Origin of the sequence: Paraburkholderia sp. J8-2 (assembly GCF_905220195.1) — a bacterium.
Lineage (GTDB): Bacteria > Pseudomonadota > Gammaproteobacteria > Burkholderiales > Burkholderiaceae > Paraburkholderia.
This window is the reverse complement of the sequence record NZ_CAJMZA010000018.1, coordinates 61,654-83,526: the sequence shown is the minus strand read 5'-3', so window position 1 is coordinate 83,526 and position 21,873 is coordinate 61,654. Positions and strand designations below refer to the sequence as shown.

Sequence of the window (21,873 nt, the reverse complement as noted above, 5' to 3'; positions counted from 1 at the left end):
TTGTCTCCTTCAGGCGTGCCGGTGGCGCGCGGATTGGATGTTTCGTGGTACGTTGTCTGATGACATTCTAAGCGTGCCTGCACCGGGAACCAACGTCGTGTTTACCCTGCCATGGAACGGGAATCATAACCGATAAGGCTTATATTGACGCACTTTCTACGCCCATCACGTCCCAAAAGTGCCTGCCGCAGATGTTCGGCGACCGTGATCTGGCGTATGATAGTTGTACGATGACTTAACTCATGGTAACCATCACTGCAACGAAACTCGGAGACGACATGCAAATCACTGGCGACATGCTCATTGGAGGCCGCGCTGTGCGCGGCTCGGAAAAGCCGCTCGCGGCTTTCAATCCCGCCACGGGCGAAGCGATCCCCGCGCCGGCCTTCGGCAGCGGCACGGCAGCCGACGTCGACGCCGCCTGCCGGCTCGCCGCCGAAGCGTTCGACGCCTACCGCACGTTGCCCCTCGCCGTGCGCGCGGCGTTCCTCGAACGCATCGCCGACGGCATTGCCGCGCTGGGCGACGCGCTCACCGAACGCGCCCACGCGGAAACCGGCCTGCCCAAGGCGCGCCTCGAAGGCGAGCGCGGCCGCACCGTTGGTCAGCTGAAGCTGTTCGCACAGGAAGTGCGCCAGGGCCTGTGGCTCACACCCACGCTCGACGCCGCCCTGCCCGAGCGCAAGCCGCTGCCGCGCGCCGATCTGCGTCTGCAGAAAATCGCGCTCGGCCCGGTCGCGGTGTTCGGTGCGAGCAACTTCCCGCTCGCGTTCTCGGTGGCGGGCGGCGACACGGCGGCGGCGCTCGCGGCGGGCTGCCCGGTGGTCGTCAAAGCGCACGGCGCGCACCTCGGCACTTCGGAGATGGTCGGCCGCGTGATCCAGCAAGCCGTGCAGGAGATGGGGCTGCCCGAAGGCGTGTTCTCGCTCATCGTCGGCGCGGGCCGCACCGTGGGCGAAGCGCTCGTGGCGCACCCGGCCATCAAGGCCGTGGGCTTTACCGGCTCGCGCGCGGGCGGCACGGCGCTCATGCGCATCGCCGCGAACCGCCCCGAGCCGATTCCCGTCTATGCGGAAATGAGCAGCATCAATCCCGTGTTCCTGCTGCCCGAAGCGCTCGCGGCTCGCGGCGCGGCCATCGCGCAGGGCTTCGTCGATTCGCTCGTGCTCGGCGCGGGCCAGTTCTGCACGAATCCGGGTCTGGCGATCGGCATCGAAGGTCCGGCGCTCGACCAGTTCGCGCAGGCCGCCGCGCAGGCGCTGGGCGTGAAGCCCGCGCAGACCATGCTCACGTCGGGTATCCATGCCGCGTATGAAGAAGGCGCGCGGCGTCTCGCCGAAACCCAGGGTGTGAGCGCGCTCGCGCAAGGCCAGCCCGCGAGCGGCCCGAACCAGGCGTTCGCCGCCCTGTTCGTGACCGATGCGCAAACCTTCCTCGCGCAGCCCGCGCTCGAAGACGAAGTGTTCGGCCCAGCCTCGACGCTCGTGCGCTGCAAGGACGAGGCCGAACTGCTCGCGGTGGCCGAGCACTTCGCGGGCCAGCTCACCGCGACGATCCAGATGGATCGCAGCGACGTGCCCGCCGCCATGCGCCTCGTGCCGATTCTCGAGCGCAAGGCCGGCCGCCTGCTCGTGAACGGCTTTCCGACCGGCGTGGAGGTCACGCACGCAATGGTGCACGGCGGCCCGTTCCCGGCCACGTCCGACAGCCGCGCGACGTCGGTGGGCACGAGCGCGATGGAGCGCTTCCTGCGTCCGGTCTGTTATCAGGACTTCCCCGCCGAGCTGCTGCCGCAGGCGCTCGCGGACGCCAATCCGCTCGACCTCTGGCGCCGCAAGAACGGCGAACTCGTGCGCGGGTAATCGCCTTCTTTCGTTGATGTCAATGAAAACAGCGGCCTTGGCCGCTGTTTTTTCATGCGCGCTCGAAGTTCAAGCGCCCTACGCCTTCCCCCCCGACTCCGCCGCCGCACGGCGCAGCCGCTCGCGGCTGCTCGACAGATGCATGCGCATGGCCGCACGCGCGCCTTCGGGATCGTGGCGGGCAATCGCGTCGAAAATGCTTTCGTGCTCGCGGTTCACGAGTTCGGCGTAAGCCTGCGGATCGCGATGCGCAATGCCCGCCGAATCGACGCGACGGCGCGGGATCAATGCCGCGCCCATTTGCGTGAGGATATCGACGAAATAGCGGTTGCCCGTGGCGCGCGCCACCGAGACGTGAAATTCGAGGTCGGCGCCCGAGCTGTCGCCGCCCGAGCGGATCACGACGTCGAGTGCGTCGAGCGCGGCGCGCATGCCGGCCAGGTCGCGCTCGCTCGCACGCTGCGCGGCAAGACCCGCGGCCTCCGTTTCGAGGCTGATGCGCAGCTCGAGCACGGACAGCACATCGTCCAGCGTGCTGGCCGGCACGACGTCGAGATCGAGCGGCTCGCGACGCGGCTCCAGCACGAAGCTGCCGATGCCGTGACGCGTTTCGATCACCGACATGGCCTGCAAACGCGAAATGGCCTCGCGCACCACCGTGCGGCTCACGCCCAGTTGCGTCATGAGGTTGCTTTCGGTGGGCAGCTTGTCGCCGGGCTTCAGCGCGCGCGTGGCGATCTGTTCGTTGATGAAGTTGACGACCTGCTCGGCGAGATTGCGGCTACGCGCGGCGATGGGCGTGGCAAGCGACTCCGCCATGTGGCTCTCCTTGGCTCGATATGCGTATATCGCTGCATTATACGTTGTCGGACAACCACAGGAAAAGCCTGTGCACAAGCGACTAAGGACATCCTATGACTGCGCGATGGACTGCGCGCGAGACGGCCTGAACACCACACAGGTTCGCCCACGAAATGATCCTCATTTTATTTCGTATTCCGATGCAATTCACGCCTCATCTTTTCGCAATGAGACGCGCATGTCGTTGTGTTAGCAAACATATCGTTACGCTGCGATCGGAGCGAATTTATTTGCGCATCCTGGCTGCACAAGTCGGCGTTCTCCGATAATCTCCACAACAAGGTGCGCGCCCGGCCGTCAAAGAAAACCAGAATCCCCACGGACGACGCCTCAACTGATATCGAATCGCAACGCGTTTGTGTAGTCACATTCCGTACCGAGGGAATCATTGAGAAACCGCATCGTCTTCCTCATCCTTGCGCTCGCGCTGCCTTGGGCGCCGCTCTTCGCGGCGCCGCCCGCCGAGCCCGCGCCTGACACGATGCAGGCCCGCGTGATGGGTTGCGCGGCCTGCCACGGCGCACACGGCGAAGGCACCGACAACGACTACTTTCCGCGTCTCGCGGGCAAGCCGGCCGGCTATCTGTTCAACCAGCTCGTCGCCTTCCGCGACGGCGGCCGCAGCTATCCGCCCATGAACTATCTGCTGGCGTATCTGCCCGACGCCTACCTCAAGCAGATCGCGGAGTTCTTCGCGCAGGAGCACCCGCCCTATCCGCCGCCAGCCAAACCCACGGTCGATGCGGCCACGCTCGCGCTCGGCAAGTCGCTCGTCATGAACGGCGACAGCAAGCGCAACGTGCCCGCCTGCGCACTCTGCCACGGCGCCTCGCTCACCGGTATGCAGCCGGCCATTCCGGGTCTCGTGGGCCTGCATCCGAACTACATCAGCGCGCAGCTCGGCGCGTTCCGCTACGGCACGCGCCGAGCCGCCGCGCCGGACTGCATGCACGACATCGCCAGCCGTCTCGCCGACCGCGACATCACCGCGATCGCGGCGTGGCTCTCGTCGCAACCCGCGCCTGCCGATACGACGCCAGCAGCGGCCTCGCCGCTGCCGCTCGCGTGCGGCAGCGTCCATAACTAGCCGGGGCCTCGACGTGCGCAGACTTCGATCCCTTCTCCCCACTTCGCTTCGCCTGTCGTGCGCGGCGCTCGCGCTCTGCATGGGCGCCGGGCTCGCGCACGCGCAAACGGCCGCGCCCAGCGCGAACGCAGCCAACGCGGCCAGCGCCGCAGCGGCAGCCGCCGCGGCCAATGCGAAGCCGATCGCGAGCAACGCCGAGCAGATCGCACGCGGCGAATATCTCGCGCGCGCCGGCGACTGCATTGCGTGTCACACGGTGCCTTCCCAGCAGATGTTCGGCGGCGGCCGTCCAATGGAAACGCCGTTCGGCACGCTTTATACGCCAAACATCTCGTCGGACAAGACGTTCGGCATCGGCGCCTGGACCGCCGACGAGTTCTACCGCATGCTGCACGAGGGCAAATCGCGCGACGGCACGCTGCTCTATCCGGCCATGCCGTTCGCGTCGTACACGAAGGTCACGCGCGCGGACTCGGACGCCATTTTTGCGTACCTGCTCTCCACGCCGCCCGTGCACAAGGAGAACCGCGCGCACGATCTGCGCTTCCCGTATAACAAGCGCGCGCTGCTGCTCGGCTGGCGCACGCTGTTCTTCCGCCAGGGCGAATTCAAGCCCGACCCGACGCAGTCCGCCGAATGGAATCGCGGCGCGTATCTCGTGCAAGGCCTCGGCCACTGCACGATGTGTCATACGGCCATCAACGCGCTCGGCGGCAACTCGGCCTCGAAGGAGTTCCAGGGCGGCCTGATTCCCGTGCAGAACTGGTATGCGCCTTCGCTCACTTCGAACAAGGAAGCGGGCCTCGGCGACTGGAGCATCGAGGACATCGTCGATCTGCTGCACGCCGGTGTTTCGAAACGCGGCGCCGTATACGGACCGATGGCCGAAGTGGTCTACGACAGCTTCCAGTACCTCACGGAAGAAGACGTGCGCGCCGTGGCCGTGTATCTGAAGTCGCTGCCGGGTCACAACAACGAGGTCGACAAGTCGCCCAAGAGCACCTTCGTGACGGAGGAAGCCGCGCGCCTCGTGCCGCTCGGCAAGAAGATTTACGAGTCGCAGTGCGCGGTGTGCCACGCGGCGCAAGGCCAGGGCAAGCCGCCGCATTTCCCGCCGCTCGCCGACAACCAGTCCATTCAGATGAACTCGGCCGTGAACCCCATTCGCATGGTGCTCAACGGCGGCTATGCGCCGGGCACGCAAAAGAACCCCATGCCCTATGGCATGCCGCCCTTCGCGCAGTCGCTCTCCGATGAAGAAGTGGCGGCCGTGGTCACGTATATCCGCACGGCGTGGGGCAACCATGGCACGCCGGTTTCCGAACATGAAGTGAACGCGCTGCGTTCCGCGCCGCTTTTCTGAGGCTGCGATGATCGAAACTCCCGTACCCGAACAACCGGGCGAGCGCCCGCAACACGAACAGGTCGACGAGATCGTGGCCAGCGGCCCGGGCGGCGCGCTCGCGGTAGCGGGCATCGCCACGGCGATCGTGGCTGCGATCTGGTTCGTCTTCTACTTCGTCGTGTTCCTGCCGCGCGGCGTCATCCAATAGACCAGACAGACAAGAAAAGGCCGGCCTCATGTCGAATCCGCTCGATAACCATGCCAGTGCCGAAGTCGCCGCGCGCGTGGAGCGCCGCTGGGCGACGCTCATGGTGGCGTTCGTCTCCCTGCTCGTGGCCGTGGTGGTCTTCACGGGCCTGCACTGGGCCATGATGCCGCCCTCGCGCGTGGAACTCGTCAATCCGGAAACGCTGCACGTGTCCGGCGAATTCGTCGAATCGAATCTCGGCAGCGCAGTCGAAACCGACGGCTCCGTGACCGTGCGCATTCTTGCGCAGCAGTACTCGTTCACGCCGCAATGCATCGTCGTGCCGGCCAACACGCCCATTACGTTCCGCGCAACGAGCGCCGATGTCGTGCACGGCTTTCTCGTCACGGACACCAACCTGAACTCGATGGTCGAGCCGGGCTACATCTCCACGTTCCGCACGACCTTCGACAAACCCGCCGACCACCTCATGCCGTGCCACGAATATTGCGGCACGGGCCACCAGGGCATGTGGGCCCACGTGAAGGTCATCGACAAGGATGCCTTCATGCAGATGGCGAACCAGGCAGGCAATTCAGCGCGGAGACTCAGCTGTGTTAAATAACAAGCGACTCGTACTCGCCCACTTCTGGCTCGCGTTCATTGTGTTCGGCGTGGCGCTGCTGCTCGGCGCGTGGCAGATGTTTGTGCGCAGCCCCATGCACCCGTGGCTGAACGACCCCGAGCTTTACTACCGCTCGGTCACGGAGCACGGCACCGTGATGGGCTACGTGTTTCCCACGCTCATCGCCATGGGCTTTGGCTACGCGGTCAGCGAACTCGCGCTCAAGCGCCCGCTCGTGGGCGTGAAGTGGGCCTGGCTCGGCTTCATCCTGCTCGCGCTCGGCTCCGTCACCGCCTCGGTGCCCGTCGCGCTCGGCCTCGCCTCAGTGCTCTACACGTTCTATCCGCCGATGATCGGCAACGTGTTCTATTACCTCGGTGTCGTGCTCGTCGTGGTGGGCTCGTGGGTCTGGGTCGCGCTGATGGGCGTGAACACCGCGAAATGGAAGCGCGAGAATCGCGGCAAACCCCTGCCGCTCGCCATGTTCGCGACCACGGCGGGCGCGTACCTCTGGGGCTGGACCGCGGTGGGCGCGGCGATCGAAGTGCTGTTCCAGATCCTGCCCGTGGCCTTCGGATGGCGCAATACGATCGACGCGGGCCTCGCGCGCGTGTTCTTCTCCTGGACGCTGCATGCCATCGTCTACTTCTGGCTCATGCCCGCCTATATCGCGTACTACACGATCATTCCGCGCGCGATTGGCGGCCGGCTCTACAGCGACGTGATGGCGCGCATCTCGTTCATCCTGTTCCTCGTGGTGGCCATGCCGATCGGCCTGCACCACCTGTTCACCGATCCGCAGGTGGGCTCGGGCTTCAAGTTCGTGCAGTCGGTGTTCACGGCGCTCGTCTCGGTGCCCACGCTCCTCACCGTGTTCACGATCTGCGCTTCCGTTGAAATCGCCGGGCGGCTGCGCGGCGGCACGGGGCCGTTCGGCTGGATCGCGAAGCTGCCGTGGGAGAACCCGCAAATGCTGGCCGTGGCGTTCTCGTTCGTCATGCTCGGCTTCGGCGGCGCGGGCGGCCTCATCAACATGAGCTACCAGCTCGACCAGGCGGTGCACAACACGCAGTGGATCACGGGCCACTTTCACCTCATCTATGGCGGCGCGATCGTCATCATGTACTTCGCCATCGCCTACGACCTGTGGCCGCAGATCACCGGCCGCGCGCTCAACAACTGGCGCCTCATGCGCTGGCAGCTCTGGCTGTGGTTCATCGGCATGATCGTCACGACCTTCCCGTGGCACCTGGTCGGCCTCATGGGCATGCCGCGGCGCATGGCCTACTACGATTACAGCGACCCGGCGCTCGCGGGCCAGGGCGCGCTCGTGGTGCTTTCTGCAATTGGCGGTCTGATCCTCGTGATTTCGGCGGTGCTGTTCTTCATCGTGCTGCGCCAGGGTCACCGCAGCGAGGCGGCCGCGCCCGAGGAATATCGCTTCGCCAAGCCGGTGCACGAGTCGGCCACGCTGCCGGTGGCGCTCAATAGCTTCGGGCTGTGGATCGTGCTGATGATCGCCCTCACGATCACCAACTACGGCTACCCGATCGCGCAGCTGCTGGCGACGCCCGAAACGGCCGTGCCCGCGATCCCGATTGGAGCGCAGCGATGAGCGACGAACGCCTGTTCTCGTTTCGCAATGTGTGGTTTCGCACAGGGGTGGGCGCGACGATCGTCGTGTTCGTCGTCTCCGTGCTGATCGGCTTCATCTGGCTGCCTTCCGCCAAGAGCGACCCGTATTTTCAGGGCATCTGGACGGCGATCTGCAGCGCGGCCGGCGTGCCGCGCGCGTGGCATCCGGTCGAATCGGCGGTCGCTCCGGGCTACCAGCTGAGCCAGGTCGAACTCACGCCGCACATGCTAGACGGCGCGACTTCCCTCTCGATTGGCCGCGGCGCGACGCTCGCCTTGCGCTGCACGATGTGCCATGGCCCGCGCGGCATCAGCATGGCTAATTCGCCGAATCTGGCGGGCCAGTTCGCTATCGTGGTCTTCAAGGAACTGCACGACTTCCAGACGGGCGCGCGTCAGAACGCGGTGATGTCGCCCATGGCGCGCGACCTGTCCGACGAGGACATGCGCGACCTCGCGGCCTATTACGCCTCTCTGCAGCCGATCGCGCACCTGCATGGCGGCGCGCCCGGCATCGTGGCGCACGGCGCGCCGCTGCGCAATATTCCCGCCTGCGCGTCCTGCCATGGCGGCGTGGACAGCAAGGTCGGCAGCCCGTGGCTCGACGGCCTGCCCGCGGCGTACACGAAGGCGCAACTGCTCGCGTTCGCGAACGGCACGCGCCATAACGACATTTCCGAGCAGATGCGCAACATCGCGCGCAACATGACGCCCGAGGAAATCGACGCGGCCGCCGCCTGGTACGCGGGCGAAACGCCGCCGGCCAAACCCTGAACCCAACCACGCGGGGCGTGCGGCGGTAGGCAAATTGCGCGCCCTGCACGTCCCTCACCTCAACATCGTTACCCAACTTCGCGGAGCGACATCATGCAAAAGACGGCATCGGCAAAATGGCACGGCGGCATCAAGGACGGTCAGGGCACGATCTCGACGCAAACCGGCGTGCTCAAAGAGGCACCCTATGGCTTCGCCTCGCGTTTCGAAGGCGGTCCCGGCACCAACCCCGAGGAACTGATCGGCGCGGCCCACGCGGGCTGCTTCACCATGGCCTTCTCGCTCTTCCTGACCCAGGCGGGCTTCACGGCCGAGAGCATCGAGACGAAATCGACCGTCACGCTCGACAAGGTCGGTGAAGGCTTCGCCATCACGAGCTGCCAGCTCGACATGACCGCGAAGATTCCGGGCATCGATCAAGCGAAGTTCGACGAGCTTTCGAAGGGCGCCAAGGAGAACTGCCCGGTGTCGAAGCTGTTCGCCAACAACGCGACGATTACGCTCAACGCGAAGCTCGTTTGAGAGACGCTCATGGCCATCCCCCATGCTGCGCCGGGTGAGGTCTTCGACGTACGGCCGCTAGGCGGCGCGCTCAAGAGTGCGAAGTCGATCACCCTGATCCGCGCGCAGCAACTCGAAGTCATGCGCATCGTGCTGCCGGCAGGCAAGCGCCTGCCGGAGCACAGCGTGCCCGGCGAGATCACGGTGCAGTGCGTGGAAGGCGTGATCCGCTTCTTCGTGAACGGCGACCCGCGCACCATGCACGCCGGCGACATGCTGCTGCTCGGCGGCGGCGAAAAGCACGCGCTGGAAGCGCTCGACGACGCTTCGGTGATCGTCACGATTCATCTTGCGCATGGGGGCAAGTAGCCGCGCCTTGGGGCCGCCCCGCTAACTCGTTCGAAACTTTCGAACGTCTGCATCACTCCCGTAGCACGGCAAACCGTGCCAGCGGAACGATCATGGGTTCCAACGCAAACGCGTTCAGACAACCCACGGAGTTCCGCGATGAAACCCTTACGCTTGCTCAAGCGGCTTGGCGCCGCCCTCTTCTGCGCTGCCGCGCTGGCGCCGGCCATGCCCTCGATGTCGGCAACCGTCCCGCAACCCGCTGCCGCTGGCGTTGCCGCTGCCATTACGCAACACGACATCGAAGCGAACGGCCTGCGCCTGCATTATCTGCAGGCGGGCAACCCGCAGAACGACGCGACCCCGGTTCTGCTGCTGCACGGCTATGCCGAGACCAGCCATATGTGGCAACCGCTCATGACGCAACTGGGCGAGCAGCGCGTCGTGATCGCGCCGGACCTGCCCGGCGCGGGCAATTCGGCAATCCCGGCGCGCGGCTACGACAAAAAGACGCTCGCGCAGGACATCCACGCAATGGTCCAGGCCCTCGGTTATCGCAAGGTCAAGCTCGTGGGCCACGACATCGGGCTAATGGTCGCGTATGCGTACGCCGCGCAATATCCGGACGAAGTCGAGAGCATCACGCTGATGGACGCCTTCCTGCCAGGCGTTGGCGACTGGCAAAAGGTCTGGCTGCTGCGCGACAAGTGGCACTTCAACTTCTACGGGACCACGCCGCTTGCGCTCGTGGACGGCCGCGAGCGCATCTACTTCGAGCACTTCTGGAATGACTTCGCCGCGGACCCGAAGCACTCGGTACCCGAAGCGGACCGCGAGCGCTATACCGCTGCCTACGCCCGACCAGGCCGCATGAAGGCCGGCTTCGAATACTTCCACGCGTTCCCGCAGGACGCCGCCGATTTCGCGGCGTTCGCGCAAACACCGCTCACGATGCCCATGCTCGTGCTGGCCGGGGAGAAGGCCTCCGGCACGTTCCTCATCGATCAGGCCCGGCTCGTCGATACGAACGTGCAAGGCGTGGTCATCCCGGGCGCGGGGCACTGGCTCATGGAAGAAGCGCCGGGACCGACAATCGCTGCGATCGAGCGGTTCGTCGGCGGCACGGGTGCGCGTTGAAGCGCGAGGTGGCACGCAGTGACGGATGCGGGCGGCTACCCGGCCGGCTTGCCGAAGTAGCGGCCCGCATCCGCGCTCACGGCTTCGACGGCACCGGATCGTCGTTGAGCGTCTTGAGGAACGCGATGATGTCCTGAATGTCGCTTTGCGTCATCGCGGGCTTGTCGCCGAACTTGCGGTCGAACGGCGCATCGGTCACGTCCACGTTCTTCTGGAACGGCGGCGGAATATCGTCGTACTTGTCGATCTTGCCGTCGGGTCCGCGCGGATAGAACTTGCCCGGGTCCGTGTTGCGATCGTTGTAGAACGCCATCACGTCGTCGAGGTTGTGATACACGCCGTTGTGGAAGAACACCGTGCGCGTGGCCGTGTTGCGCAGCGTGGGCGTGAGGAACATGCCGCAGTACTGCGTCTGGTCCTTGAAGTCCGAACGGAACGGGCCGCATACCCCCAGATCGAAGAAGTGCGGGTCCTGGTTCTGCGCGAGCTTGTTGTTGCGCGGCACGCCGAGCGCCTCGTACTGGTAGTCCGTGAACATGGGCGGCAGACCGTCCTTGCCGGGCTTCGAAAGGTGGCAGCCCGCGCAGTTCGCCTTGTTCGGGTCGTTGAACAGACGCAGGCCGCGCAGCTCCGCTTGCGAGAGGCGCGCGTGGCCTTCGAGCCAGCGGTCGTACTTGCTGTTATACGGATGGAACGACTGATCTTCCACCTGGTAGCGCGAGATCGCGAACATGGCCTCCGCCACGGCCATCTTCGGGTCGCTGAAGATTCGGTCTCCGAACAACTCCGTGAAGTGCTTGGCGTACGGCGCCTTCGTGAGCTTCGTGGCCACCTGTTCGATGCTCGTGTTCGCCATTTCCACGGGATTGAGCAGCGGGCCGTACGCCTGCTGCTGCAGCGTGTCGGCGCGGCCGTCCCAGAAGAGGCCGCCCTGCGGCACCATCTCCACGGAGGTCGATGCGCCGCCCGCCACCTTCTGCGACTTCACGACATCGGCTGCGGCCGTGGCCTGCTGAGCGACCGTCGGCGCGTCGTCGTTTTCGCCCTGATCGGGACCGATGCTGAAGTTCGGCTGACGGTACAGGTACATCAGCGAAGGCGGCGGGCGATAACCCTGCTGGTTCATCGCGAGGCCGCCCATCTGCACGTCGTGTCCGTTGGGCGGACCGTAGGAACGCTCGGGGCTATGGCACGAAGCACAGGACTGCTGACCGGAGCCCGAGAGCGCCGGGTCGAAGAAAAGCTGCTTGCCGAGCTGCGCCATCGCCGAAAGCGGCGCGACTGGCGGGCGCTGCAGCACCACGGGGTGCGGATTCGCGCCGGTCAGGTTCTCGACGACCTCGCCCACAGCGTCCGGCACGTTGGCCGGAAACGCCACGGCGTAGGCGCAAAAGCCCAGTGCGCCGAGCGCGATCACGGCGGCTACGGCGCGCAGAACGAGCCGCACGGGGCTCGACGCGCTGCGCGGTTTGGGTGAGGAGGAGCCAGGCGAAGTGGAAAGCTCGGACATGATTCGATCTTTCTTTGCGTAATACCACGAGAAGGAAAAGCCGAACGCCGCGAGCAGCCAGCGAACATCGAAGCTGGCGTGCAACGCGGCGAGAGCCACACGACGTGACAACGGCGCGAGGCCGGCCGCCCTGCACGCGCGAGACTTATGCGTGCGGGCGGCCAGGACTCGCGCCGGACGTCGTTCAGATCGACGGCGCGGAGCTCAACTGCGTGCCCAGCGTGCCGTCGAGATACAACACCGGCAAATTACCCGTACCGCCAAAGTTGAACAGCGCGCGCATGTCGCCAGCGGCTGAGTCGAACGAACCGCCGCCAAGGCGTGCGCCGCCGAGCCAGTTGTCTTCGATGAAGCGCACCACCGATGCTTGATCGATGAACGTGTGGTCGACGTAGTTGGCCTTCGCCCACGGCGAGATCACGAGGAACGGAATGCGCGTGCCCGGACCGCAACGGCCGTTGACCGGCGCGCCCGCGATACCCGTGGGCTGCGTGCCCGTGCCGCACACGGCGTTGCCGTTGAGCTGGTCGGCCGCGTTCAGCGACGAATGCACCGGCGCCATGTACTGGTGGTCGTACCAGCCGTCCGAGTCGTCATAGGTCACGACGACTGCCGTGTTCTTCCAGTCGGGCTGCTGCATCAGGAAGTTCACGACCTTGGTCACGAACTGCTGCTCGTCGAGCGGGTCCGAATAGCCCGCGTGCGCGTCCTGGGCAGCCGGCGCCTTCAGGAAGCTCACCGACGGGAAATTGCCCGCCTTCACGGCCGCGAAGAAGTCGTCCGAGTCGTACTGGTGGTTGGCCGGGTCGAGCGTCTTGCCGTCCGTTTCGAGCGTCGAGCCAATGGCCGCCGTCGAGCTCGGGCGCAAGTGCTGCGGGTTTGCCGTCGTCTTGAAGTACTGGAACCAGTTGTGGTGCGGGCTGTAGTCGGCAGTCGCCGCATTCACGGCCGTCGCGACCGTGCTGCGCAGGCAGCCCGTCGTGCCGTTCGCGTTGACCGTCTGCAGGTTGAAGCCGCCCATGAAGCCGCCCCACGTGATCTTCTGCGCGTTCAGCAGGTCGCCGATGTTCTGCGCGTTGATCATGCCCTGGTCGGTCTTGCTCGAGCACGTGTCGTAGCCCGGGTCCACGTCGCCCATCAGCGTCAGGCCGCCTGCGCCGTCTTCGATGTAGTACGTGGGCGTGGCAACCGTCGAAGGCTGCTTCGACGTGTTCACGAGTTCGAGACCGTTGGTCTGGCCCGACACGACTTCGAGCGCGCCCGGCGTCGACGGACCGTAGGTCGTGGTCCATGCGTTATCGCTCATGGCGAACTTCTGCGCATAGTTCCACATTGCCGTGACGGTGTTGCCGTCGTAATAGCCCATCACCTGGCCCTTCGTGCCGAAGGCGCCCGCGCCGCCGCTCGTGCCCTTACCCGTGTACTTCGGGAACAGGTCGAGTGCGCCGTTGTCGCCGGCCTGCTGCTCGGCCGTGTAGGCGTGATTCTGGTCGGCCGTGGCGGCCTGGGTGCGGTCGAGGCGGAACGGATTGGCGGCGTCCGTGCCGTTGAGCGTCGCGTTCGAGTTCGGGTTCGCCGTGAGCAGCGCGCCCGTGAGGCCGTTGACCGTCGGCGTGCCCGAGGCAGCCGTGAAGGCCGGCTCGCCGCCCGGGTTCGTGGCGTTCGGGTAGGTGGCGAAGTAGTGGTCGAACGAAACGTTCTCGCCGTAGATCACGACGAGATGCTTGATCGGCGTGGCCGTCGTCAACGTATCTTGCGCCGACGCGGCGGCGGCAGAGGTCCCCGGATTCGAATTGCTGCTGCCGCATGCAAACAGCGCGGCAGCGAGGCCCGCACAAGGCAGGGCGAGTAATGCTCGGCGATACAACATGTAGTTAGGCTCCATCGATTGTTTGAGTTGCTTTTTAGAGTCCTGCCGACGCGGCGCGCACAAGTGCGCCCTGCCGCCACGCCTTCAGTGAGGCCCGATCGATTCTGCGCACGGGCCCCCATGCGCCTTACATCAGAGCGAGCGCATTACAACATCGCAAGATGACTACACGGCGAACGTTTAATTTCCGAATACTTTCATCGGATTTCACCGCCGAAAGAATCGCGCAAGCAGCCGTGCGCGCTGAGCTGTGGATTCGGCCCCGGATTGCGGCTGCGCGCGAGGTCCGGTTCGGTCCATTGCACTCCGTGCGGCGCGAGCTATAACTGGAAATACAGTGCGGATGTTCTCTGCGCGCCCGCTCGCCCCTTCTTCTTGCGTCGCGCCGCGCTGTGCCGCCCCCGAATGCGTGGGCGCGCTTCTTACGTGAGTAGTGAGCTAAGACGTTCGGCAGCCGTGCGCTGCGCGCAGGCATCCCGACTTTCCAGATGAGTGTGCGACTTCAGGCTTGGCCTCTTGCTCGCGCGCACCTTCGCCGCGGAGTTGCTCCGCAGTTATCCCGCAGTGACTTCGTCATTGCCGCGAAGGCGCACTCACGAACTCGAGAAAGGAGGTTGATATGACATTACGCCTGGCATTGATCGCCATATGCGTGGCGGCCGTGGCCGCCGTTGCGCCCGGCACGGCGCGCGCGAAGGAAGACCCTGCCTCGCAGGAGCGCGCCCATCAGACGATGACCGATGACGCCGACGCTTCGGCTCAGGCCAGCACCGACATGTCGTACGGCGGCACGCCCGAAACGCACAGCGCCTCGGGCCACCGCACGGGCAAGATGTGCTGGCCGCGTCCCGATTGCGACGTGTTTTTCGGGCACTGAAATCTGGCTGCCGAGGTTTGGCCACTGCTGTTGGGCCACTGGGCCGCGCCGCTAATCGAGCGCCGGCACGCCCGAGGCGGCGGCGCGCACGATCCGCCGCCCTCGTCTTTCGATCGTTGAATGCCTGCGCGCGGCGTGGTCGCCGCCGCAGTCGCCGCCTGGGCCGCTTTACGCGCGCCGGGCGAAACCCACGGCGCGCCAGGTAAACAGCGCGCCCGCCAGCATCAGCAGGCTCGTGCCGAGGAACACGGCGCGCATGCCCAGATGTCCGCCGACGAAGCCGCCGATCAGCGGCCCGAGCACCTGCCCCGCAAATTGCGCCGACACCGAATAGCCGAGCACACTGCCCGCGGCATGGTCCGGCGCGTTGTGACGAATGACCGTCGCGATGCACGGCAGGAGCGCCGCGAGCGACACGCCCATGAGAAAGCGCAGCGCGACGAGCTGCCAGCCCGCCGTGACGAACGCCTGCGGCACGAGCAGCACGGCCGAGACCGCGAGCGCGCCGACGATCACCTTCGCGTGCCCCACGCGGTCCGCGACGCGCCCGAGGCGAGAAGCCGCGACGATGCTGCCGAGCGCCGCCGCCGACATCGCGAGGCCCGCGACGAAAGTCACGCGCGCGGGGTCGTGCACGAGCGTCGCCACGTACACGGTGATGATGGGTTCGATCGACATGTTGGCCAGCATGAGCAGCATGCCGGTCACGAGCATGGCGGCGATCGGGCGCTTGTCGGGCAGCGCCGACCAGCCGCCCTTGTGCGCGGCATGCGCTACGCGCGCGGGGCGCGGCGCTTCCTTCACGAACACGCAGGTCGCGATGAAGGCCGCGAAGATCGTTGCGCCCGCCACCCAGAACGTGGCGCGCAAGCCGATGAGCGGCGGCAGTGCGCCGCCCAGCAGCGGCCCGATGAGATTGCCGGCCATGATGCCCGACGACAGCACGCCGAGCGCCCACGCCGACCGGTGACGCGGCGTTTGTGTCGCAACGAGGATGGTCGAACCCGACGAATAACCGCCCGCGAAACCCGCGAGCAGACGCAGCGCGACAAGCTGCCAGATGTTGCGCGACATGCCGATGAGCGACATCGTGATCGCCATGCCGAGGCTCGCGCGCACGAGCATGGGCTTGCGGCCGTAGCGGTCGCCGAGGCGCCCCCACACCGGCGCGACGAGCGCGGCCGTGAAGAACGTCGCGCTGTACGCGATGCCCGACCACTGCACGATCGCTGCGTGGCCGCGCACGCCCAGCTCCTCCACGTAGAGCGGCAGGAACGGCAGCATCAGGGTCATGGCGACGAGCGTCGTGAACGATCCCACCACGCAGACCGCGAGATTGCGCCGCCAGTGTTGCGCAACCGCCGCATCGTGCGGATTTTCGGGTCGCGCTGGCTTCGCGCCGGATACGGCGGGCGAAGGCGTGGATGAAGAAACGGAAGTCGAAGCGGACGCCCCGGCGCGATCGCGTGGCGGATCGTCGGGGTCTTCTGCGCGGGAGGTCATCGGCGGATCGAGGCAGCGGCGGGCAACGCGCTTCACCCGCTTGCCGGGTGAAGCTGCAAGGCGCCTACGTTAAGCGAAGCGCGCCGCGTCTGTCAATTTGTTAAGCATCCGCCGAAGATGGGTGCCCAGTTCGCCCGGTTTGCTCACTTGCCGGCGTCGCGTTGGCCGTTTATTGCACGGCAACCTGCAGCAGCCCCACCACGCGCTGCAGCGGCACGAGCACTTCGGTGTCGATGCCGTAGAGCGGGCCGAGCGTCTGCGAGACGTCGCGATAGTCGAGCCGCGTGTGCCCTTCGTTGTCTTCCCAGATCACCATGCGCAGGGGCAGTTCCACCGCCGCGTGCGGGTTGGCCGCCATGACGGGCGTGCCGGCCTTCGGATTGCCGAACAGGATCAGACGCGTGCGGCGCAGGCTCAGCCCGGCGGTCTCGGCGGCTTCGCGCTGGTCGACGTCGGCGAAGATATCCGCGCCCGCCTTGGCGAGCGCCGCCTTCAGGCGCGCGATCGTCGTGTCGAAGTCGTGCGCGCTCTTGAGCGACAGCACCGACGAGGGATGTTGCCCGTACTCGGCCATGACAAACTCCTCCTATGGCGCACGGCCCGCGCGAATGCGCGATGCATGCAACGGCACTTTATCCCAGAATTCACAGCGAATGATTCGGGGCGCACGCAGGGAGGACTCAGGCTCCCTGCCTGGCGGCACGCGTCTTTGTTTCGTCGCCCGACTGGGCGGCATGGGCGCGGTGGGACCACGCACGCCACCACACCCACGCGGCGCCCGCCGAGAGCATGGCGGCGATCAGCAGATTCACACGCATGCCCGCACCGATCGACGCGCGCCGTGCGATCATCGCGCCCGCAACGGCCACGCCGAGCGCCGCGCCCGTCTGCCGGGCGGCATTGAGCACGCCAGCCGCGATGCCCGCGCGGCCCTGATCGACTGTCGCCATGAGCGCCGCCGTGCACGCGGGCATCATCAGGCTCGCGGCGAAACCAATGGCCGGCAGCGGCACGGCCAGCAAGCCGTATCGCGCCGTCGAGCCGCCGATGGCCGCACTGAGGTAGCCCGCTGCCGCGAGCAGGCACGCGAGCGCAACTAGCGCGCGCGGCCCAAGCCACGCGACTGCGCGCCGCGAAAGCAGACTGCCGAGCGGCACCATCACCGTGAGCGGCAAGAAAGCGAGGCCCGCGCGCAACGGCGCATAGCCGCGCTCCTGCTGCAGATAGAGGCTCAGTCCGAATAGCAGACCGTAGAACGTGAACGCCGAAATCATCGACACCAGCACGGCGGCGCTGAACACGGGCTCGCGGAAGAAGCCGAGCGGCAGCATCGGCTGCGCGTGATGCTTTTCGAGCGCGACGAAGGCGATCGCCGCCACAAGCGCCAGCACGAGACCGCCCGCGACGATCGGTGCATGCCAGCCGTACGCAGGCGCCTCGATGATGGCCGCATTGAGCAGCGCCAGCGCCGCGATGGCCGCCGTCTGGCCCGCGAGATCGAGCCTGCGCGGCACGCCTCCTCGCGGTTGCGGCGCCACGCGCGCGGCCATGACGATGCCTGCAAGGCACACCGGCACGTTGAGCAGGAAAATGCTGCGCCAGCCGACGAGCCCGATCAGCACGCCGCCCAGCACCGGACCCGCCGCCATCGCGATGCCACCCATCCCGGCCCACACGCCGAAGGCGGCGGCGCGCTCGCGCGCGTTGGCGCACGCGCCGTTGATGAGCGACATCGAAGCGGGCACGAGCAGCGCCGCGCCCATGCCTTGCAGCACGCGTCCGAGCGTGAGGAGCGCGAGGCTCGGCGCGGCGCCACACAACACCGAGGCCGCGGTGAAGACCGCGAGGCCGGCCATATAGACAGGGCGCGCGCCGAGCCGGTCGCCGAGTGTGCCGCCTGAAAGCAGCAGACTCGCGAACGTGAGCGTATAGGCGTTCACGACCCACTGCAGCCCGGACACGCCGCCCGCAAGACTCGCGCCGATACGCTCCAGCGCGACGTTGACGATCGAGGTGTCGAGGATCACCACGACATAGCTGATGCTCGTGGCCCAAAGCACGCGGCGTGGCTGTTCGATGCTGTGTGATTCGTGCGTCTGCATGGGCTCTCCTGCAACGCCGGCGCGCGTTGGGCACCGGCCATGAGCCCAGTATCAGTTGCACGGCAGCGGCGATGCTTCGATGCGTATCGAAACATGCGACCCTGCTCGCGCGTTACGCTATGGGTATGTCCTGGAGAAACGCATGAACCTGCACCCGAGGGTGTCCGCCACGGCATTCCTGATCGCCGACCCCGCGCGGGCCGCGATGCTAATGGCGCTCGCCAACGGCCGCGCCCTGCCCGCCGGCGAACTGGCTTACGCGGCCGGCGTGACCGCGCAAACCGCGAGCAGCCACCTGGCGAAACTGCTGGACGGCGGGCTGCTTGCCGTGGAAAAGGAAGGCCGCCACCGCTACTACCGGCTCGCGGATGCGCAGGTCGCCGCCTTGCTCGAAAACCTCGCGACAGTCGGCGCGCGCGTGCCGGTGCGCCGCAAGCCGCTCGGCCGCGAAGCGCAGAACCTGCGTTTCGCGCGCTGCTGTTACGACCATCTCGCGGGCCAGGTCGGCGTGGCGCTAACGACGCGTCTCGCGCATGCCGGCCTCATCACCGCCGAAGCCGACAAGCGCTTCGCGGTGACGCCCGCAGGCGCGGCATGGTTCGGCGAACTCGGGCTCGACGTCGCCGCGCTCAAGCCGGGGCGTCACGGCATCGCCCGCCAATGTCTCGACTGGACCGAGCGCCAGCATCATCTGGCCGGGCCGCTCGGCGTGGCCTTTCTCACGCTGCTCTGCGAACGCGGCTGGATGCGGCGCGCAAATGCTTCGCGCGCGGTGCAGGTCACGCCGCGCGGCTGGATCGATCTGCGCGAGCGGCTGGGCCTGACGCCCGAGTTGCTGAGCACCCACGCAGATGATTCGAATGACTAACTAATCGCGCCTCGTCATGCCACGAGGAACCGCTGCGCGAGCCGCACCCAGCACGCCGCGCCGAGTGGCAGCACCTGGTCGTTGAAGTCGTAGCCGGGGTTGTGCACCATGCAGCCGCCGAATTCCCCTTCGCCGTTGCCGAGCAGCAGGTAGCAACCGGGCACCGCGTTCAGCATCCACGCGAAGTCCTCGCTGCCGTTCAAGCCCTTCGGCGCCTGCATGACCACGTTGTCCTCGCCCACCAGTTCCGCGCAGACCTGCTGCGCGAGTGTGGTTTCTTCCGGCGTATTGACCATCGGCGGCGTGAGCTGCCGGTAGTCGATCTGCGCCTCTACGCCGTGCGCCTGCGCCGTGAGCGTCACGATCTCGCGCACGCGTGCTTCCACGAGCGCACGCGTTTCGGGGCGCGCCGCGCGGATGTTCAGGCCGAGCGTGACCGTCTCCGGTATCACGTTGTGGGTCGCGCCGCCGCGAATGTAGCCCACGGACACCACCGCGGATTCGTCGGGCGCCACGTTGCGCGCAACGATGGTTTGCAGCGCCGTCACGAGCGCCGCCGCGGCCACGATGGGGTCCTTCACGCGGTGCGGCATCGCGCCGTGGCCGCCCACGCCCTTGAGCGTCACGTCGGCCACATCCGATGACAAGCTCACCGAGCCCGGCAGCACGCGGAACGTCCCGGCCGGCACGCCCGGCATGTTGTGCAGCGCGTAGACGGCATCGCAGGGAAAGCGCTCGAAGAGACCGTCTTCGATCATCGCCTTCGCGCCGCACAGATTTTCTTCATCGGGCTGGAAGATCAGGTTGAGCGTGCCGTCGAAGTCGCGGCGCTCCGCCAGCGTTTTCGCAGCGGCAAGCAGGATCGCCGTGTGGCCGTCGTGGCCGCATGCGTGCATCTTGCCGGGCGTCTGGCTCGCGTACGGCAGGCCCGTGTTCTCGACGATCGGCAGCGCATCCATGTCGGCGCGAATACCCAGGCGCCGCTTGCCCTCGCCCACTTTGAGCTGCCCCACCACACCGCTCCTGCCGATGCCCGTATGCACTTCATAGCCCCACTTCTCCAGCAGCATCGCGACGAGCTTCGCCGTGGCGCCGACCTCGAAACCTAGTTCGGGCTGCGAATGAATCTGGCGACGAATGCCGATGAAAGTCTCGGCGTCGATCTCGATCTCGGGCAGCAAGGTCGGCAGCAACTGGAACGGGGTGAGCGACGGTTCACGTTTCATGAGGATTCCGTTATTCGTGTGAAGGATCGAAAGGCGAGAGACCACGCGCAACGCAGCGTTAGCTGACGCGCTGCTCGCGAATCGCACCGATGGCGCACAGCGAGATGAGGCCGCAAACGACGAGATAGAACGCAGGCGAAAGCGGATTGCCGGTCTTCGCAAGCAGCCACGTGACGATGAATTGCGAGCTGCCGCCGAACACCGTCACGCCCACGCTATAGATGACCGAAAGACCGCTTGCTCGCACGCTGGCGGGGAGCATTTCCATGAGCATCAGCAGCATGGGCGTGGAGCCGAGATTCGCGGCGGCGGTGATCATGACCGAGAGCGCGAGCACGAGCGGCACGCTCGGCATGCGCGTCATCAGCCAGAACGCTGGCACGATGGCCACGATATTGAAGAGGAGCGCCCCCATCACGAGCCGCTTGCGGCGCGCGAGCCGGTCGGCCAGCCGCCCGGAAACGAGCGAGGCGACGAGCATGGTGAAGCCCGTGGCGCAGCCCGACAGCAGCGAGAGCGACGGCGGCATCTTGAGCACGCGGATCATGTAGGTCGGCATGAAGAACACCACGAGATACATGCCCACCGTGCCCGCCGTGATCGAGAGAATGCCGAGTCCCACCTTTGCGCCGTACTCGCGCATGAGCGTGCCGAGCGGGCTCGGTGCGTCAGGTTCGGCTTCGTGCGTTTCGTCGAGTTTCGAGCGGATATAGAGGCCCACCGGCGCGATCAGCAGACCGCCGAGAAACGGCAGACGCCAGCCCCAGCTCTCCAGCGCCTGCGGCGAAAGCGTGGCGTAGAGCACGGCCCCCGTGAGCGCGCCGATGAGCGCCGAGATGCCCTGGCTGCCCAGTTGCCAGCTCACGCGAAAGCCGCGCTGCCCCACTTCGCCGGACTCCATCAGCATGGCCGTGGACGCGCCGATTTCGCCGCCGAGCGAGAAGCCTTGCAGGAGCCGCCCCGCGAGGATCACGAGCGAGCCCATCACGCCGGCCTGCGCGTAGGTGGGCGCGAACGCAATGCACAGCGTACCCGCCACCATCAGCGCGATGGTCAGCGTCATGGCGGCCTTGCGCCCGCGCCGGTCGGCGTAGCTGCCGATCACGAGACCGCCCAGCGGGCGCATGACGAAGCCGATGCCGAACGTCGCCACGGCAAGCAGCAGCGAGCCGTAAGGGCTGTCTGAGGGGAAAAAGAGCCGGCCGATCAGGAGCGCGAAAAAGCTGTACACCGTGAAGTCGTACATTTCGAGCGCATTGCCGATCGAACACGCGGCGATCAGGCGGAACTGGCTCTGGCGAGTGGCCGCGGGCGGTGCAATCGGGGCGGCGGCGCTGAGCGTTGCGTCATTCATGGCAGATCTCCGCGAGCGGTGGTGCGGTGGGACAGCGGGAATGGGAACTGGCCGAACGATATTCAGGCCGCTCTCATTTTTGAAAGAAGTCACAAATTTTCATCTTGATAACCGGATGGAATCGCAGCGAAATGCAACGGCCATCGCGCCGGGGCCCGATTTCCCGGCTATCGACATGACTAGACAAATTTGTAAGGAACG

The 21,873-nt window shown here is 66.4% G+C and carries 20 protein-coding genes; 12 read left to right on the top strand and 8 right to left on the bottom strand.

Annotated features, from left to right (window positions below; genetic code table 11):
- The first annotated feature begins 278 nt into the window (after positions 1–278).
- Positions 279–1,862, top strand: coding sequence for an aldehyde dehydrogenase (NADP(+)) (locus U5A52_RS29360; protein WP_321915423.1), 1,584 nt, complete (start codon positions 279–281; stop codon positions 1,860–1,862).
- Between the two features lie 78 nt (positions 1,863–1,940).
- On the opposite strand, the gene U5A52_RS29355 is transcribed toward U5A52_RS29360, so the two are convergent.
- The gene (locus U5A52_RS29355) at positions 1,941–2,681 is read right to left on the bottom strand and encodes a FadR/GntR family transcriptional regulator (RefSeq protein WP_321937178.1); all 741 of its coding nucleotides are present in this window, start codon (positions 2,679–2,681) and stop codon (positions 1,941–1,943) included.
- Between the two features lie 523 nt (positions 2,682–3,204).
- On the opposite strand from U5A52_RS29355, the gene U5A52_RS29350 reads away from it, so the two are divergent.
- From U5A52_RS29350 to U5A52_RS29310, 9 genes are all read left to right on the top strand, one after another.
- Positions 3,205–3,810 carry a c-type cytochrome gene (locus U5A52_RS29350; RefSeq protein ID WP_321915491.1) on the top strand — a complete coding sequence of 202 codons (606 nt, stop codon included), beginning with the start codon at positions 3,205–3,207 and terminating at the stop codon, positions 3,808–3,810.
- 79 nt (positions 3,811–3,889) lie between these two features.
- Positions 3,890–5,173: a c-type cytochrome gene (locus U5A52_RS29345; RefSeq protein WP_321937234.1), complete on the top strand. Its 1,284-nt coding sequence runs from the start codon at positions 3,890–3,892 to the stop codon at positions 5,171–5,173.
- 7 nt (positions 5,174–5,180) lie between these two features.
- Positions 5,181–5,363 (top strand): hypothetical protein, encoded by a 183-nt coding sequence (locus U5A52_RS29340; protein WP_158759912.1) that lies wholly within the window; start codon positions 5,181–5,183, stop codon positions 5,361–5,363.
- Between the two features lie 28 nt (positions 5,364–5,391).
- Complete coding sequence (locus tag U5A52_RS29335; RefSeq protein ID WP_233885424.1) at positions 5,392–5,967, top strand: cytochrome C oxidase subunit II; 576 nt, start codon at positions 5,392–5,394, stop codon at positions 5,965–5,967.
- Positions 5,957–7,582 (top strand): cbb3-type cytochrome c oxidase subunit I, encoded by a 1,626-nt coding sequence (locus tag U5A52_RS29330; protein WP_321937175.1) that lies wholly within the window; start codon positions 5,957–5,959, stop codon positions 7,580–7,582. The genes U5A52_RS29335 and U5A52_RS29330 overlap by 11 nt, the downstream gene beginning before the upstream one ends.
- On the top strand, positions 7,579–8,376 hold the full coding sequence (locus tag U5A52_RS29325; RefSeq protein ID WP_321915427.1) for a c-type cytochrome: 798 nt from the start codon (positions 7,579–7,581) through the stop codon (positions 8,374–8,376). Before U5A52_RS29330 ends, U5A52_RS29325 begins: the two co-directional genes overlap by 4 nt.
- 93 nt (positions 8,377–8,469) lie before the next feature.
- Entirely contained in the window at positions 8,470–8,898 is a 429-nt protein-coding gene (locus tag U5A52_RS29320; protein WP_321915428.1) for an OsmC family protein, read from the top strand.
- A gap of 9 nt (positions 8,899–8,907) precedes the next feature.
- The gene (locus tag U5A52_RS29315) at positions 8,908–9,246 is read left to right on the top strand and encodes a cupin domain-containing protein (protein ID WP_321937174.1); all 339 of its coding nucleotides are present in this window, start codon (positions 8,908–8,910) and stop codon (positions 9,244–9,246) included.
- A 138-nt stretch (positions 9,247–9,384) separates the two neighbouring features.
- Positions 9,385–10,362 (top strand): alpha/beta hydrolase, encoded by a 978-nt coding sequence (locus U5A52_RS29310; RefSeq protein WP_321937172.1) that lies wholly within the window; start codon positions 9,385–9,387, stop codon positions 10,360–10,362.
- 76 nt (positions 10,363–10,438) lie between these two features.
- Here the strand turns inward: U5A52_RS29310 and U5A52_RS29305 are convergent, their stop codons facing one another.
- Complete coding sequence (locus tag U5A52_RS29305; protein ID WP_321937170.1) at positions 10,439–11,872, bottom strand: cytochrome-c peroxidase; 1,434 nt, start codon at positions 11,870–11,872, stop codon at positions 10,439–10,441.
- Between the two features lie 184 nt (positions 11,873–12,056).
- Positions 12,057–13,739 carry an alkaline phosphatase family protein gene (locus U5A52_RS29300; protein WP_321937232.1) on the bottom strand — a complete coding sequence of 561 codons (1,683 nt, stop codon included), beginning with the start codon at positions 13,737–13,739 and terminating at the stop codon, positions 12,057–12,059.
- Positions 13,740–14,361: 622 nt separating this feature from the next.
- Between U5A52_RS29300 and U5A52_RS29295 the strand changes: the two genes are divergently transcribed.
- A complete protein-coding gene (locus U5A52_RS29295) occupies positions 14,362–14,619 on the top strand; it encodes a hypothetical protein (protein ID WP_321915432.1) in 258 nt (85 codons plus the stop codon).
- A 168-nt stretch (positions 14,620–14,787) separates the two neighbouring features.
- On the opposite strand, the gene U5A52_RS29290 is transcribed toward U5A52_RS29295, so the two are convergent.
- From U5A52_RS29290 to U5A52_RS29280, 3 genes are all read right to left on the bottom strand, one after another.
- The gene (locus tag U5A52_RS29290; protein ID WP_415774070.1) at positions 14,788–16,122 is read right to left on the bottom strand and encodes a multidrug efflux MFS transporter; all 1,335 of its coding nucleotides are present in this window, start codon (positions 16,120–16,122) and stop codon (positions 14,788–14,790) included.
- Positions 16,123–16,291: 169 nt separating this feature from the next.
- Positions 16,292–16,696: a DUF302 domain-containing protein gene (locus U5A52_RS29285; RefSeq protein WP_321915433.1), complete on the bottom strand. Its 405-nt coding sequence runs from the start codon at positions 16,694–16,696 to the stop codon at positions 16,292–16,294.
- Between the two features lie 106 nt (positions 16,697–16,802).
- Entirely contained in the window at positions 16,803–18,224 is a 1,422-nt protein-coding gene (locus tag U5A52_RS29280) for an MFS transporter (RefSeq protein ID WP_321937168.1), read from the bottom strand.
- A gap of 142 nt (positions 18,225–18,366) precedes the next feature.
- Here U5A52_RS29280 and U5A52_RS29275 point away from each other — a divergent pair, with 142 nt between their 5' ends.
- Complete coding sequence (locus U5A52_RS29275) at positions 18,367–19,092, top strand: helix-turn-helix domain-containing protein (protein WP_321937166.1); 726 nt, start codon at positions 18,367–18,369, stop codon at positions 19,090–19,092.
- A gap of 14 nt (positions 19,093–19,106) precedes the next feature.
- Here the strand turns inward: U5A52_RS29275 and U5A52_RS29270 are convergent, their stop codons facing one another.
- Positions 19,107–20,318 carry a M20 aminoacylase family protein gene (locus U5A52_RS29270; RefSeq protein ID WP_321937164.1) on the bottom strand — a complete coding sequence of 404 codons (1,212 nt, stop codon included), beginning with the start codon at positions 20,316–20,318 and terminating at the stop codon, positions 19,107–19,109.
- Between the two features lie 58 nt (positions 20,319–20,376).
- Positions 20,377–21,672: an MFS transporter gene (locus U5A52_RS29265; protein ID WP_321937163.1), complete on the bottom strand. Its 1,296-nt coding sequence runs from the start codon at positions 21,670–21,672 to the stop codon at positions 20,377–20,379.
- Positions 21,673–21,873: the final 201 nt, after the last annotated feature.

What these genes read in the sequence shown, in the direction of transcription:
- U5A52_RS29360 (WP_321915423.1), top strand. Translation starts at nt 279, where the DNA reads ATGCAAATCACTGGCGACATGCTCATTGGAGGCCGCGCTGTGCGCGGC.
- U5A52_RS29355 (WP_321937178.1), bottom strand. Translation starts at nt 2,681, where the DNA reads ATGGCGGAGTCGCTTGCCACGCCCATCGCCGCGCGTAGCCGCAATCTC.
- U5A52_RS29350 (WP_321915491.1), top strand. Translation starts at nt 3,205, where the DNA reads ATGCAGGCCCGCGTGATGGGTTGCGCGGCCTGCCACGGCGCACACGGC.
- U5A52_RS29345 (WP_321937234.1), top strand. Translation starts at nt 3,890, where the DNA reads ATGGGCGCCGGGCTCGCGCACGCGCAAACGGCCGCGCCCAGCGCGAAC.
- U5A52_RS29340 (WP_158759912.1), top strand. Translation starts at nt 5,181, where the DNA reads ATGATCGAAACTCCCGTACCCGAACAACCGGGCGAGCGCCCGCAACAC.
- U5A52_RS29335 (WP_233885424.1), top strand. Translation starts at nt 5,392, where the DNA reads ATGTCGAATCCGCTCGATAACCATGCCAGTGCCGAAGTCGCCGCGCGC.
- U5A52_RS29325 (WP_321915427.1), top strand. Translation starts at nt 7,579, where the DNA reads ATGAGCGACGAACGCCTGTTCTCGTTTCGCAATGTGTGGTTTCGCACA.
- U5A52_RS29320 (WP_321915428.1), top strand. Translation starts at nt 8,470, where the DNA reads ATGCAAAAGACGGCATCGGCAAAATGGCACGGCGGCATCAAGGACGGT.
- U5A52_RS29315 (WP_321937174.1), top strand. Translation starts at nt 8,908, where the DNA reads ATGGCCATCCCCCATGCTGCGCCGGGTGAGGTCTTCGACGTACGGCCG.
- U5A52_RS29310 (WP_321937172.1), top strand. Translation starts at nt 9,385, where the DNA reads ATGAAACCCTTACGCTTGCTCAAGCGGCTTGGCGCCGCCCTCTTCTGC.
- U5A52_RS29305 (WP_321937170.1), bottom strand. Translation starts at nt 11,872, where the DNA reads ATGTCCGAGCTTTCCACTTCGCCTGGCTCCTCCTCACCCAAACCGCGC.
- U5A52_RS29295 (WP_321915432.1), top strand. Translation starts at nt 14,362, where the DNA reads ATGACATTACGCCTGGCATTGATCGCCATATGCGTGGCGGCCGTGGCC.
- U5A52_RS29290 (WP_415774070.1), bottom strand. Translation starts at nt 16,122, where the DNA reads ATGACCTCCCGCGCAGAAGACCCCGACGATCCGCCACGCGATCGCGCC.
- U5A52_RS29285 (WP_321915433.1), bottom strand. Translation starts at nt 16,696, where the DNA reads ATGGCCGAGTACGGGCAACATCCCTCGTCGGTGCTGTCGCTCAAGAGC.
- U5A52_RS29280 (WP_321937168.1), bottom strand. Translation starts at nt 18,224, where the DNA reads ATGCAGACGCACGAATCACACAGCATCGAACAGCCACGCCGCGTGCTT.
- U5A52_RS29275 (WP_321937166.1), top strand. Translation starts at nt 18,367, where the DNA reads ATGAACCTGCACCCGAGGGTGTCCGCCACGGCATTCCTGATCGCCGAC.
- U5A52_RS29270 (WP_321937164.1), bottom strand. Translation starts at nt 20,318, where the DNA reads ATGAAACGTGAACCGTCGCTCACCCCGTTCCAGTTGCTGCCGACCTTG.
- U5A52_RS29265 (WP_321937163.1), bottom strand. Translation starts at nt 21,672, where the DNA reads ATGAATGACGCAACGCTCAGCGCCGCCGCCCCGATTGCACCGCCCGCG.